This window comes from Nonomuraea sp. NPDC023979 (assembly GCF_040639085.1).
Lineage (GTDB): Bacteria > Actinomycetota > Actinomycetes > Streptosporangiales > Streptosporangiaceae > Nonomuraea > Nonomuraea ceibae.
The window spans coordinates 25931-39457 of record NZ_JBEZZG010000002.1 but is presented as its reverse complement, the minus strand read 5'-3'; the positions used below and the strand labels follow the sequence as shown (position 1 = coordinate 39457).

13 protein-coding genes are annotated in these 13527 nt (G+C 70.6%); 4 read left to right on the top strand and 9 right to left on the bottom strand.

From position 1 onward, the window contains the following. Nucleotides 1–70: 70 nt before the first annotated feature. The 4 genes from AB0G11_RS03550 (at nt 71) to AB0G11_RS03535 (ending at nt 4540) form a co-directional block, all read left to right on the top strand. Nucleotides 71–1000: a hypothetical protein gene (locus AB0G11_RS03550; RefSeq protein WP_357583748.1), complete on the top strand. Its 930-nt coding sequence runs from the start codon at nt 71–73 to the stop codon at nt 998–1000. 83 nt (nt 1001–1083) lie between these two features. Further along, on the top strand, nt 1084–2022 hold the full coding sequence (locus tag AB0G11_RS03545) for a hypothetical protein (protein ID WP_219505546.1): 939 nt from the start codon (nt 1084–1086) through the stop codon (nt 2020–2022). Nucleotides 2023–3020: 998 nt separating this feature from the next. After that, the gene (locus AB0G11_RS03540) at nt 3021–3944 is read left to right on the top strand and encodes a metalloregulator ArsR/SmtB family transcription factor (protein ID WP_357583746.1); all 924 of its coding nucleotides are present in this window, start codon (nt 3021–3023) and stop codon (nt 3942–3944) included. Continuing rightward, on the top strand, nt 3941–4540 hold the full coding sequence (locus tag AB0G11_RS03535; protein WP_357583744.1) for a dihydrofolate reductase family protein: 600 nt from the start codon (nt 3941–3943) through the stop codon (nt 4538–4540). Before AB0G11_RS03540 ends, AB0G11_RS03535 begins: the two co-directional genes overlap by 4 nt. Before the next feature lie 5 nt (nt 4541–4545). Here the strand turns inward: AB0G11_RS03535 and AB0G11_RS03530 are convergent, their stop codons facing one another. The 9 genes from AB0G11_RS03530 to AB0G11_RS03490 all read right to left on the bottom strand — a co-directional run bounded on the left by AB0G11_RS03530 (nt 4546) and on the right by AB0G11_RS03490 (nt 13435). After that, on the bottom strand, nt 4546–4995 hold the full coding sequence (locus AB0G11_RS03530; protein WP_357583742.1) for a DUF1801 domain-containing protein: 450 nt from the start codon (nt 4993–4995) through the stop codon (nt 4546–4548). 250 nt (nt 4996–5245) lie between these two features. Further along, on the bottom strand, nt 5246–6841 hold the full coding sequence (locus AB0G11_RS03525; protein WP_357583740.1) for an FAD-dependent monooxygenase: 1596 nt from the start codon (nt 6839–6841) through the stop codon (nt 5246–5248). A gap of 106 nt (nt 6842–6947) precedes the next feature. After that, a complete protein-coding gene (locus AB0G11_RS03520; protein ID WP_219505975.1) occupies nt 6948–7238 on the bottom strand; it encodes an MTH1187 family thiamine-binding protein in 291 nt (96 codons plus the stop codon). A 216-nt stretch (nt 7239–7454) separates the two neighbouring features. Continuing rightward, nucleotides 7455–7778 carry a hypothetical protein gene (locus tag AB0G11_RS03515; RefSeq protein ID WP_219505972.1) on the bottom strand — a complete coding sequence of 108 codons (324 nt, stop codon included), beginning with the start codon at nt 7776–7778 and terminating at the stop codon, nt 7455–7457. A 9-nt stretch (nt 7779–7787) separates the two neighbouring features. Next, nucleotides 7788–8465, bottom strand: a complete 678-nt coding sequence (locus tag AB0G11_RS03510) for a uracil-DNA glycosylase (protein WP_357583738.1) — start codon at nt 8463–8465, stop codon at nt 7788–7790. Between the two features lie 101 nt (nt 8466–8566). Continuing rightward, a complete protein-coding gene (locus AB0G11_RS03505; RefSeq protein ID WP_219505965.1) occupies nt 8567–9466 on the bottom strand; it encodes a carbohydrate ABC transporter permease in 900 nt (299 codons plus the stop codon). Next, nucleotides 9463–10845 carry an ABC transporter permease subunit gene (locus AB0G11_RS03500; protein ID WP_219505963.1) on the bottom strand — a complete coding sequence of 461 codons (1383 nt, stop codon included), beginning with the start codon at nt 10843–10845 and terminating at the stop codon, nt 9463–9465. The genes AB0G11_RS03505 and AB0G11_RS03500 overlap by 4 nt, the downstream gene beginning before the upstream one ends. A 6-nt stretch (nt 10846–10851) precedes the next feature. After that, nucleotides 10852–12180: an ABC transporter substrate-binding protein gene (locus AB0G11_RS03495; RefSeq protein WP_219505961.1), complete on the bottom strand. Its 1329-nt coding sequence runs from the start codon at nt 12178–12180 to the stop codon at nt 10852–10854. Nucleotides 12181–12187: 7 nt separating this feature from the next. Beyond that, nucleotides 12188–13435 carry an ABC transporter substrate-binding protein gene (locus AB0G11_RS03490; protein WP_357583736.1) on the bottom strand — a complete coding sequence of 416 codons (1248 nt, stop codon included), beginning with the start codon at nt 13433–13435 and terminating at the stop codon, nt 12188–12190. Nucleotides 13436–13527: the final 92 nt, after the last annotated feature.

Below are 13527 nucleotides of genomic sequence, written 5' to 3'. Positions count from 1 at the left end.
TCCTCCACGCCCCGCCGCCCCGCTGCCCGATCCTGGCTGCCTCACCGCACCCATCCCCCGGGAGGCCGCCATGCAGATCGCCCTTGCCCTGCCAGCCCTGCTGACCTCACTGTTCGTCGTCGCCGTCGAACGGCTGCCGTTCGAGCTCACCGCCCTGCCGTGGCGCGTCGGCACCCCCTACCGCCGGGCCGCCATCGCCCAGGCGGGCACCCGGTCCCTCCTCCTCACCCACCACCCGACCCCCTGGAGACAGCCCGGCACCACCACCTTCACCGACGCCGAACGCCGCCTCCTGCGCCGCTCCACCGAGCACGTCGTCATCTCCGCCACCACCCCGCCCACCGCCCTCCCGGCCGCCGCCCAGCTCGCCCGAGCCACAGCCCGCACCCTCGCCCACGCCAGCGCCGGCCTCCTCATCGACCCCCTGACCGGCACCACCCAGCCCCACCCCGTTCGGCCCACTCCCACCCACCCCGTGGCGGAACCCGCCAAGTTCCATCTCGGCGACGGCTGGCTCGGCTGGGACGTCCGCGTCCACGACGACGCCACCTGCCCACCGTGGAACCCCGCCGACACGGGCACCTGCGACGCGCTCAGCGTCACCTCCCGAGGGCTGAGCCGCTTCGCCCTGCCGGAGATCACCCTCGACGGCGCGGCCTGCGCCCACCGCCTGTGCGCCACCGACCTCCTCCGCACGGTCGCCCACCGCCTGGTGGCCGACCAACTGGCCTTCCTCGCCGCCCACCCGGACGCCCGCCTCCGCCTCATCGACGACCACCTGCGCATCGGCCCGCCATCATCCTTGAGCGTCCGCCTCACCCCCTGCTCGACCACCCCGGCCGACCTGGGCCGCACAGGCAGCATCAGACGCCTCAAGATCGCCCCCACGACCGGCGGCGACCAGATCACCTGCCTGCGCGTCGGCCCACCCTCCGGCTTCACCGGCTCCCTCAACGACTGGCTCTGCGCCCCCCACCCCACCCCCGCCCTGGCAGCCTGAAACGCCCACCCCCATGCAGAAACACCACCCGGCACGGGAACCCTCCGAGGAACACCCACCGCCCCCCATTCGTCCACAAAGTCGTGGACCCAATCGAAGACCTCGACCGTCGCCTGCGGGAAACACGTGAAGCCGTTCGCAGGTTCGACCAGCTCGCCGCCCGGCGCTCCACCGTCAACACCCAGCTCAGGGAGGTCACCGAAGCAGTCACCCGGCTGGAGGCCGAGCTCAAGAAGGAACAGCGGGACGTGACCCGACTGGAGGGCGGCTTCTCAGGGTTCCTGGCGGGCCTGACGGGCGGCAAACAAGAGCGCCTGACCCGCGAACGAGCCGAGGCCCAGGCCGCCGCCGAACGCCTCGACGGCCAGCGCCACCGCCTCACCGACCTCACCGCCGACCTCGAAGCCACGGACCGGGTGCTGTCCCACCTGGCCGGCGCCGCCGAAGCCTACGAGCAGGCATTGGCCGACAAGGAAAGCCTCCTGGTCAACCTGGCCGACCCCCGGGCGCAACGCCTCATCGACCTGGCCACCCAACTGGCCGACACCGAGGCCGACCTCCGAGAGCACGACGAGGCCATCCAGGCGGGCGACACGGCCCGCCGCGCGGTCGCGGAGATGCTCGCCCTCCTCAAGCATGCCCACGGCGCCTCCACCTTCGACATGCTCGGCGGCGGTGCCTTCGCCGACGCGGTCGAACACCACCACCTCAGAGCAGCCGACCAGGTCGCCTGGCACGCCCAGCGCGCCCTCGACGTCTTCTCCCGCGAACTCGCCGACATCGGCTGGACCGCCACCCCACGACTCCCCAAGGTGGACACCCGCTGGTTCGCCGACACCTTCTTCGACAACATCATCACCGACGCCCTCAAACACCAGCGCATCAACCGCACCCGCAACGCCGTGACAGCCATGTCCCAGTGGCTGGGCACCTCCCTCCACACCCTCACCGTCCAGCGAAACGACCTCGCAGCCCTCCACACCCAACTCCTCCAGGAACGAGAACACCTCCTAACCGCCTAACCCCGCCAACCAGGGGCACGCCCTTGTGCCTCGCAGGGCCGCAACCCACGAACCTGGCACGGCCCGCCGAAGCCCCAAGCCCCCCGGCCCCTTCACCTCAGCCCCCACCCGCCCTTTCACCCGCCCGCCCTTTCACCCGCCCGCCCTTTCACCCACCCGCCCCTCACCCACCCGCCTCACGCCCAAGCCCACCCGCTTGGCCACCCGGCCCCGGTCCCCGCTGTCGCCCCTACGCCCGCTGTCCCCTGCCGCTTGGCATCGCGCCCGCCTGCCAGCGCGCCGCCCGTCCCTGGCATCGGGCTCACCTCCGGACCGGGCTGCCGCAGTCCCCGCATCGGACCGCAGTCCCCGCATCGGACCCGCCTCCCGCATCGCGCCCGCCTGGCGCCGCGCCCTCTCGCAGCCCCGCACCGTGCCCCCCCTGCGCTGGCACCTGCCCGCTCGCTCCCCATGGGCCCGGTCGCCCCCACCTGCCAACTCGCTCCCCACGAGCCCGGCACCCTCTACGAGGCCGGCGGCCTCCGCGCGCTGCCATCCGGCCCTGGGTCCAGGCCATCCGATCCCGGCCTCGGCGGTCCGGCCTGGTTCGGTCTTGGGCCTGCCAAGCCGGGTATGGACCTTGTCCGTAGCGCGCCTCTGGTCCGTCGCGCGGGCACCCCCGCCGGTCCGTTCGCGGGCGCCGCTCTGGTCGTGCGTCCGGCCGGTCCGGCCTCCGGCCTGTCGGGTGCGGTGCGGGCGTCATCCCCCGGGCCTGTCGGGTGCGGTGTGTGCGTCGTCCCCGGGGCTGCGGGGTCCGGTGTGGCCGTCGTCTCCCGCGTCCGCTGGCCTGTTGCGCGGGCGCGCCGCTGGTCCGGTCCCAGCCCCGCAGGTGCGGTATGCGGGTCTCTGGATTCGGTCTGCTTTCGGGAAGGGGCGGGTCGGAAGCGGGGCGGCGTGGTGCAAGCGGCTGCCTAGTTATTCCTTGACACGAATATTCGTCATAGTGAATACTTCTGGGCATGGACGAACTCCTCGCTGCGTTGGCTGATCCGGCGCGTTGGCGGCTCGTACGGCTGCTGGCTGAGCGGCCGCGGCCCGTGGGGGTGCTCGCGCGGCTGGCTGAGGCAAGGCAGCCGCAGACGACCAAGCACCTGCAGAACCTTGAGCGGGCCGGGGTCGTCGTCTCGCAGCGCACGGGCCAGCGCCGGATCTACGCGCTTCGGCCCGGGCCGCTGCGGGATCTGGCGGCGGTGCTCAACGGGCTGGCCGATGCCGCGGATCAGGCCGGTGAGACGTATGACCGTTATGGGCTCAGTGTTCAGGCGGAGCGGCTGGCTGCGCGGGAGGCGGGGTGGGCCGATGGTCGCTCGTTCCGCTTTCATCGGTCGCTGGCCGCATCGCCCGAGCTGGTGTGGCGGCATCTGACCGAGGCGGAGTTGCTCGCCCGCTGGTGGACGCCGGACGAGTTGCGCGTCTCGGAGTTGGTGTTCGAGGCGTGGCCGGGCGGGCGGATCGTGCACGAGTATCGCGACGCCGAGGACGCCGACGGCTCCGATCCGGTCGCCGGGCGCGCGGAGGGGGTCGTCGTCGAGGCGCAGCCAGGGGAGCGGCTGTCCTATCGGCTCTCTCCGCGGCTACCTGGTGGGGGTGTCGCGTTCACCGCCCACCTCGACCTCGACCTGCGTCCCGGCGGCGCCGGTTCGGGCGCGGGGACGGAGCTGGAGGTCCGGTTCCGGGTGGCCGACAGCACGGTGGACTCGGCGGACTTCATCGCGGGGATCGAGCTCGGGTTCGGGCAGAGTCTCGACAAGCTCGCGGCGACCCTCCAGGCCCTCCAGACCAATCAGGCCGATCAGGCCCTCCAGGTCAATCAGGCCGATCAGGTCAATCAGGCCGGACAGGCCGAGCACACGGACGACACCACTACAGGGAGCACGACATGACCACTCAGGACAACCGCAGGGTCACCGCGAACCTCAGCCTCACGATGGACGGGCGTTACAACGGCCCCGGCGGGCCTGCCGACTTCGCGGCGTTCGCGCCGTACGTGACCAGCGAGGCGGCCAGGGATCACATGACCCGCATGTGGGAGAGCGCGACGACGGCGCTGCTCGGGAGGGTGAACGCCGAGGGGTTCCTGGGCTACTGGCCGCCGGTCGCCGAGGACGAGGAGGCCGACCCGCGTGACCGCGGCTACGCAAAGTGGCTGGTCGACGTGGAGAAGGTGGTCTTTTCCAGCACGCTGACGGAGGCGCCGTGGGAGCGGGCCCGGGTGGTGAACGCGCCCGCCGCGGACGTCGTCGCCGAGCTCAGAACCCAGGAGGGCGGCGACATCCTGGTCAACAGCAGCGCGAGCGTCATCAAGCCGCTGCTGGCGGCGGACCTGGTCGACCGCCTCTACCTCATGATCTTCCCCGAGATCGCCGGGGGCGGGCAGCGGCTGCTGGAGGACGGGCTGCCGGCCACGTCGTGGAAGCTGACCCACCAGGAGACAGGCGCGATGGGCGAGATGGCCATGGTCTACGACCGGGCCCGCTGAGAAGGTCAGGGCCCAGGAGGGCGGCCGGCTCGGTCGACGCCGCGGTGGACGCGCACCGTACGGTCGATGAGCTCGCGCAGGGCACCCTCGTCGACGGCGTCGAGCCGTTTCAGGTAGAGGCACCCCTTGCCGGTCGTGTGCGGGCCGAGCCGGGCGAGCACGGACGCGTGCCGCTCCTCGTAGCCGCCGACCAGGTAGACGACCAGGTGCTGCTTGCGCGGTGAGAACCCGGCGAGAGGCCAGTCGCCGGTGTGGCCGCTGGCGTAGACGTAGTGGTAGCTTCCGAAGCCGACGATGCTCGGCCCCCACATCACGGCCGGCTCGCCGACCACCTCGGTCATGATCGCGCGCAGGCGGAGGGCGTCGGCCCGGCGGCGCTCGCCGGGGACCGCCGCCAGGAACGCGTCCACGTCGGCGCCGGTCGGGACGGTAACCGGCTGTTTCGAGGTCGCCATGACGGCATGCTCCCACGCGGGTCCGACAAACGTCATACGGCTCTGGCCGCCTCGTGGGCGGGGGCGATGGCGGAGGGGATGTCGCGCCACATCGGTGGCAGGGACGGCGCCGTGCGGGTCGCCGGGTAGGAACAGCACGGTGGCCCCCGTCCCGGCTACGACGTCCATCGCGCCGCCCTCGGGCGAGGACGGCGCGGTGCTCGGCACGTGACGTACGGGTTTGTCCTGGTACGGGACGCGGGCCAGGAACTTACCGGCTCAGCACGGTGCGCAGGACGTGTTCGAGGGTGTCCGCCGGGTCGCCGGTCAGGCCGGGGGAGCGCCAGGCGACGTAGCCGTCCGGCCGGACGAGCACGGCGCCGCCCCCGCTGACGCCGTAACGCTCCTGCCAGCGGCCCTCGACGTCCATCAGCTCCTCGTCCACCAGGATTCTGGCGAGCCGTACGCCGAGCCGCTCGGCGACCAGCCTGCCCGCCTCGGCCCAGGGACGGCCGCCGTGCTGGTGGGCCAGCAGGACGAAGCCCGACCCGTACAGGTCGATGGTGGAGATCGGCTGCCCGTCCCAGTCGAGCAGCACGTGCGGCGCGCGGCTGCCGGGGCGGGCGGTGGGGTGGCGCGGATCCTCCAGCAGGGAGCCGTCGTCGCCGGGCTCGGGGATGACGGCCGTCGAGTGGTAGCGGTAGCCGAGGATCGCGCTCATGGGGTCGTCGAGCGGCTCCGGGTAGCCGATGCGGGCCGCAGGCGGCATGCGCACGCCGAGGTTGGCGAGCTGGGCGTCGGCGGTGAGCGTGCCGATGGGCCGGCGTTCGGCGTCGTAGGTGTCGAGGAACCCGGGCCCGGCCTGCCCGGTGATCACGAGCCAGAGTCGCCAGGCGAGGTCGCAGCCGTCCTGGAGCGCGGTGCTGCCGCCCTGGCCGCCGGTCGGCGGCATGGTGTGGGCGGCGTCGCCGGCCAGGAACACCCGGCCCTCGCGGTAGCGCTCGGCGAGCACGTGGGCCATCGGGAACGTGGTGGTGTCGAGGACGCGTACGTCCAGGTCGGGCACGCCCACGGCCAGCCGGACCAGCTCGGCGCAGTGTTCGGGGGTGAAGTCGGCGGCGCTCTGGCCGGGGGCGTAGTTGACGCCCAGCACGTGCGCGCCGACGCCGGTGCCGGTGACGATGACGCCGGTGAAGGCGTCGTTGCGCAGGTACCAGAGGGTGACCTCGCGGTCGCGGACGAGCCCGGTGAGGTCGGCGTCGAACATGATGGAGCACATCTGCCCCAGTTCGCCCTTGCCGCCGACGGGGATGCCGAGCTGGTGGCGCAGCGGGCTGCGGTAGCCGTCGGCGGCGATGACGTAGTCGGCCCGGACGACGCTCTCCTGTCCGCCGGAGCGCAGGACGGCGAGCACGCTGTCGCCGTCCTGCTCGACGGAGACGAGCTCGGTGGAGAAGCGCAGGTCGGCGCCGAGCTCTTCGGCCTTGGCTCGCAGCACCCGTTCGATCTCGGCCTGCGGGGCGCCCACCTGGGCGGCTGGCGTCGCGTCGGCGAGGAAGGCGAACTCCTCCTTCTCGTCGGAGATGATCATCTGCGGGTCGGGGTCGTTCAGGCTGGTGGCGATGGCGATGCGCATGTTGTCGCCGATGCCGGCCCAGACGTCGGCCAGCGCCTGCTCGACGCCGGGGACGGGGCGCATGAGCTCCACGGCCCGCGGTCCGACGCCGAACGCCTTGGGCTGGACGGACGTGCCCGGGTGCCGTTCGACGAGCATGACGGGGACGTCGCGCCAGGCCAGCATCATCGCGGCGCTCAGCCCCGCGTAGCCGCCGCCGACGACGAGGACGGGGACTCGCGGCTGTTGCATGACCCACCTCCGGAAACGCGTAATATCGTGTCGTGTGCGAGCGACACGATATGTCGCGACTGCCCGACAGGTCAAGACATATCGCGTTTGGGAGGCGGGGGCGGCGTCAGGAGAGGTGGCGTTCGAGCGACTCCAGCTTGCTCGTCATGCCGTCGGTGACCCCGGCCCGCAGATCGGCCTTGAGCACGAGGCTGACCCGCGGCGCGACCTCGGCGACCGCGTCGACCGCCTGCTTGATCACGCCCATCACCTCGTCCCACTCGCCCTCGACGGTGGTGAACATCGCGTCCGTGCGGTTGGGCAGCCCGCTGTCGCGGACGACCTTGACGGCGCGGGCGACCGGCTCGGCGACGCCTTCGCCGACGCCCAGCGGGGTGATGGAGAATGCCACGATCACGGTGTGCCCTCCCGGGGTCACGGCGCGGACCGGCCGCGCCGGCGAACTCGGCCAGGAGCGCCCGCGATCAGGAAGAAAGGCGCTCACCGGCCCTGAAGATCGATCCTAGTGAGCGCGCCAGGACGGGCCGGAGCCCGCCCCGCCGGCCGACGCCGCCGGAGCAGGCCGACGCCGGCCATCTCGTCCGCATCGCACCGGATGCCGGACGCCACGGGATCACGCGTGGATGTGGTCCTCGTCGTCCTCGTCCTCGCTGGGACCCTCGGAGGGCTCCACGCCCAGGACGGCCTCGCGCGGCTCGATCTCCTCGATGTGGTCGACGAGCTGGAGCACGTGCTCGGGCTCGATGAGCCACTGCAGCGCGGAGGCGCCGGTCTCGTCGGAGGAGACGAGCTCGGCCTGCTCGGTGCGCTCCTCGTCGGTCAGCTCGGCGTCGGGGTGGCGGATCTCCGCCATCGCGGCGGCCTGGAGGGCGTCAACGTCGAGCACCTCGACGGTCAGCTCGACCGTGAGGCGTAGGAACTTCTGTGCATCACTCATGGAGCGAGCCTAGGGCAGCTTCCACTCCACAGGGGATGCGCCTTGCTGGACGAGCAGCTCATTGGCCCGGCTGAACGGCCGCGAGCCGAAGAAGCCGTTGCGCGCCGACAGCGGCGACGGGTGGGCCGACTCGATGCGCGGCACGCCGCCGAGCATCGGCGCCAGGTTGCGCGCGTCGCGCCCCCACAGGATCGCCACCATGGGCTTGTCGCGCGCGACGAGGGCGCGGATGGCCTGCTCGGTGACCTCCTCCCAACCCTTGCCCCGGTGGGAGGCGGGCTTGCCCGGCATGACCGTGAGCACCCTGTTGAGCAGCACCACGCCCTGCTCGGCCCACGGCGTCAGGTCGCCGTTGGACGGCCGGGGCAGGCCCAGGTCGCTCTCCATCTCCTTGTAGATGTTGAGCAGGCTGCCCGGCAGCGGCCGCACGTCGGCGGCGACGGAGAACGACAGGCCGATCGGGTGGCCGGGCGTCGGGTAGGGGTCCTGGCCCACGATCAGCACCTTGACGTCGTCGAAGGGCTGGTTGAAGGCACGCAGGACGTGGGCGCCCGCGGGGAGGTACTGCCTGCCCTCGGCGATCTCCTTGCGGAGGAACTCGCCCATGAGGGAGATGCGCTCGGACACGGGCTCAAGAGCTTGGGCCCATCCGGCTTCGACGACTTCGTTCAGGGGACGACCGGCCATGGCCGATCAGCTTAGTCAGGTCCGGTACGGCATGCGTACCGAACCGGGAGAAATGATCACGGGCGCCCGGTCGTGCCGGACGCCCGTGAGCTCGGGTGGGGCTACTTGACCGAGCCGGCCATCATGCCCTGGACGAAGTAGCGCTGGAAGGCGAAGAAGAGGATCAGCGGGATGATCAGCGACAGGAACGCCCCGGAGGACAGCACGTCGATGTTCGTCCCGAACTGCCGCATCTGCGACTGCAGTGCCTTGGTCATCGGCTGGTTCTCGGTGTTGGCGAAGACCAGCGCGATGAGCATGTCGTTCCACACCCACAGGAACTGGAAGATGCCCAGCGACGCGATCGCCGGCTTGCCCAGCGGGAACACCACCGAGACGAAGATCTTCCACTCCGGCGCCCCGTCCATCCGCGCCGCCTCCAGCAGCGAGGCCGGGATGCCGACGAAGAAGTTGCGCAGCAGGAAGATCGCGAACGGCAGGCCGAACGCCACGTGGAACAGCACCACGCCGGGGATCGAGCCGAAGATGCCCGCCTGGCCGTAGAGGGCGGCCACGGGGATCAGCGCGATCTGGATCGGCACGATGAGCAGCCCGACCACGACCAGGAAGAGCGTGTCGCGGCCCCGGAACTCCATCCAGGCGAACGCGTAGGCGGCCATCGCGGCGATGCCGATCACCAGGATCGTGGTCGGCACGGTGATCGCGATCGTGTTCCAGAACGACGCGGTGAAGCCGCTGGCCAGCAGGTTCGCGTAGCCTTCGAGGGTGAGCTCGGCGGGCTTGGTGAAGATCGTCCACCAGCCCTCGGCGGTGTTGGTCTCCACCGAGCGCAGCGAGACCACGAGCAGGCCCAGCGTGGGCACCAGCCAGAACAGGCCCAGCAGGATCATCACGACCTGGACGGCGCCGCTGCCGAGGCGGTCGACGATGCGGCCGGCGAAGCTCCGGCGCGGGGCTCCCGCGTGCGCCCCGCGGGGTGCGGATGCGGTCGCGGTGGTCATGACTCTCCCCTCTTGAACCTGCGGATGTTCATGACCATGAAGGGCAGCACCAGGATGAGCAGGAAGATCGCCAGCGCGCTGCCGAGTCCCTGGTTGTTCCCGCCGCCGAACGCCACGCGCCACATCTCCAGCGCGATCACGTTCGCCTCCGGCTGGACCGACGACGGCGCGATGATGAAGACCAGGTCGAACACCTTCAGCGTATTGATGATCATCGTCACGAAGACGACGAGCAGCACCGGCGACAGCAGCGGCACGGTGATCTTCCTGAACACCTGCCACTCCGAGGCGCCGTCGATGCGGGCGGCCTCCAGCGCGTCACGCGGGATCGCCGCGAGACCCGCCGCGATCAGCACCATCGCGAATCCGGCCCACACCCAGACGAACGCGCCGATGATCGCCGGCGTGATGAGTGTCGGGCCCAGCCAGGCCAGGCCGTTGTAGGCCCCCTCGAAGTTCGACTGCGGCAGCCGCAGCGTGTAGGAGCCGGCGGGCAGGCCGTCGAAGGCGAACGTGCCGTCCTCGGCCGTCGTGGCGGTGCCCGCCACCTTGCCGTCGCTGACCGCCTCGACGGTCATCCCCGGCAGGCCCTTCTCGCTCCCGTCGAGCTGGCCGTTGACGCCGCCGCCGCCCGGGGTGAAGTCGAACCAGACGGTGCCGGACAGGGTGTCGCCGCCGGCGGGCGCCTTGGCGGGCGCGGCGTCGGAGGGCAGCACCTCCGGCTTGACGCCGACGATCGGGATGAGCACCGGCTGGCCGGCCTGCACGGGCTGCTTGGTGACGACGCCGCCGCCCTCGGCCGCGACCGGCGACTGCTCGCCCTCACGCGGGCGGGCCTCCGGGTAGCCCTGGGAGGAGGAGAACGTGTCGTGCACGGTGGTCAGGATGGCGTTGGCCACACCCTTGTCCGGGTCGCCGTCGTACACCAGCCTGAAGATGACGCCGGCGGCCATCAGCGAGACGGCCATCGGCATGAACACGATCAGCTTGAACGCGGTCGACCAGCGGATGCGCTCGGTCAGCACCGCGAAGATCAGGCCCAGCGTGGTGACCACGATGGGCGCGACGATCACCCAGATGAGGTTGTTGCGGATGGTCCGCAACATGTTGCCGTCGCTGAAGATCGTGGCGAAGTTGTCGAGCCCGACGAACTGCGTGTTCGACGCGTCGTACAGGCTTCGGACGATCGAGAACCCGATGGGATAGACCACCCAGACCCCCAGCAGCACCGCTGCCGGGAGCAGGAAGGCGATCGCGAGCCACGGGGAGGGGCCGAGGCGGCTTTTCTTACGGGGGGTATCAGCCGGTCCGGAGGCAGGCCCGCCCGAGGTGCTCTCGGGCGGGACCTTCGGGCCGTCCAACCTTTCGGTCACGGCCATTCCTCTTTACTTCCAGGCCTTCTTGGCCTCGGCTTCGAGCGCCTCCTGGGCGCCCTTGATGTCGGACGGGTCGCGCAGGAAGTCCTGGAGGATCTTCCACTCGCCCTTGCCGTCGGTGCCGCCGAAGGCGCTGGGCGCGAGGTCGGACATGTCATAGCGGACGGTCTCGCCGGCCGAGATGATCGTCTTGCCGAGCTCCTGCGTCAGCGGGTCCGGGTAGTTGTCGGGCGAGACGTTGCGGTTGGGGGACAGGTAGCCGGGCAGCTTGGCCCAGATCTCGCCACCCTCCTTGGAGGCCAGGAACTGCAGCAGCGCCATCGCGCCGGGGGAGTCCTTCATGGCCACCGCGACGTCGCCGCCGAGCACGACCGGGGCGGTCTCGCCGACCTTCGGGAACGGCACGTACTTGGCCTCCTCGCCGACCTTGGCGCCGGACTCGACGGCCGTGACGGCCACGAAGTCGGCCTCGATCACCATGGCGGCCTTGTCCTGGCCGTAGACCTTGGTGACACAGGTCGGGAAGTCGGTCTGCATCGTGTTGGAGCGGCCGTCGACCAGGTACTCGTCCTTGCTGACGAGCTCCTTGATCTTCTCCAGGGCCGTCGTGACGCTCGCGTCGGTCCACGGGATCTCGTGCTTGGCGAGCTGGTCGTACTTCTCGGGACCGGCCGAGGAGAGGTAGACGTTCTCGAACAGGTCGGTGAGCGTCCAGCCGGAGGCGCCGCAGAGGGAGAGCGGCGCGGTGCCGGAGTCGGCGATCGTCTGCGAGGTCTTGACCAGCTCCTCCCACGTGGTGGGGGGCTGCACGCCGGCGTCCTTGAGCGCCTGGTCGCGGTACCAGACCAGCGACTTGTGCGCCGCCTTGATCAGCACGCCGTAGACCTGGCCGTCCGCGGAGCCGAGCTCCTTCCAGTACGGCGTGTAGTTGGCGTCGATCTCCTTGGTGACGTCGGCCGTGAGCGGCTTGAGCGCCTTCTGGTCGGCGTACTGCTGGACCAGGCCGGGCTGCGGCAGGATCGCCACGTCGGGCGGGCTGCCGCCCTGGATGCGCGGGCCCAGGTAGGCGCCGGTGTCCTCGCCCGTGGAGGCGTAGGTGACCTTCGCGCCGGTCTTCTCGGAGAAGGCCTTGAGCACCTGCTCGAAGTTCTTCTGCTCCTCGCCGGTCCACTTCGCCGCGACCTCGAGCGTGACGCCTTCGAGCGTCTTGGCGCCGCTCGTGGCCTCGCCCGAGGCGGGGGCCGAGGCCGCCGGGTCGTTGGTGGTCGGCGCGTTGCCGCAGGCCGCGACTGCTACGGCCAGTCCGGCCAGGATCGCTGCTGCTCTGCCTTTTCGCATGGCTGCCTCACTGGGTTCTGATGATCTCTTCGAGTTCGGCTTTCAAGGACGCCGCGACGTCGTCGGCCGTGTCCTTGAACGGGGGGTTGAGCGCCTTGGCGACCGAGCTGGCGATCACCAGGCTGAGCTGGTTGTAGTTGGCGCTGGCAGCCCGCGGCTTGGCGGCGAGGATGCTCTCCTTGAGCACGGGCAGGTAGGGGAAGCGCTTGATCAGCTCGGGGTCGTCGTAGAGCTCGGCCCACACCGGGGGGAAGGACCCCTCGGTGAGGACACGGCGCTCGTTCTCCAGGCTCGTGAAGTAGCGGATGAACTCACGAGCCGTGTGCTGGTGCCTGGAGTAGGCGCTGATGGCCAGATTGCTGCCGCCCAGCGAGCTGGAGCCGGGCCCGTCGAGCCCGGGCAGCCTGGTCACCGCCATCTTCTCGCCGAGCCTGCTCCTGGCCGGGCCGTACGCGTGCGGCCAGTTGCGGGCGAAGGCGAGCCGGCCCTCCTGGAAGGCCAGGCGGGACTCCTCCTCCTTGTAGTTCAGGGACTCCTCCGGGATCCAGCCCTCGCGCAGGCCCTGTTGCAGGAACCCCAGCGCGGTCGCGGCCTTGGCGGTGTCGAGCGTCACCTCGTCGCCGTCAGGGCCGAGGATCTGGCCGCCGGCGGACTGCACGGCCTCGGAGAAGTTGACGGTCAGTCCCTCGTACGCGAGGAACTGCCCGGCATAACCCTCAATATCGTGTTTTTTCGTAATCTCCTGGGCTTGTTCGCGAAGTTCCGCCCAGGTTCTGGGCGGTTTCTTCACGAGGTCGGTCCGGTAGTACAGCAGCCCGGCATTGCTCGTGTACGGCACGGCCCAGAGCTTGTCCTTGTAGACCGCGGTGTCCACGACAGGCGGCAGGAACTTGTCGAGCGGGAAGTACCCGCGCTCCAAGGGGATGATCCAGCCGTTCTCCGCGAACTCCGCCGTCAGCACCACGTCCAGGCCGAGGACGTCGTAGCGGCTGCTGCGGGCCTGGAGGTTGGCCACCATCTGAGCGCGCTGCTCGTCGGCGGCCTCGGGCAGCTCGAGCAGCGTCACCTTCTCGGCCGGGTGGGCCTGGTTCCAGCGGTCCAGCAGGGGTTGCAGGTACGCCGTGGTGTCGCGCCCGGTGGCGAAGGTGATCGGGCCAGTGCCGCCCGTTCCCGGCTCGCCGCCGCCGGTTTCGCCCGCCGCCGCGCACCCGGCCGCCGCAAGAACGGCCAGAGCAACAGCAAATGGGCGAAACACCTCGATTTCCTCCAGGTTTAGAGGGGGCTACATTCGTGTTAGGTAGATGCATGCATGTTATCCATACATGTAATCTGAAGGTCAACTGCTGG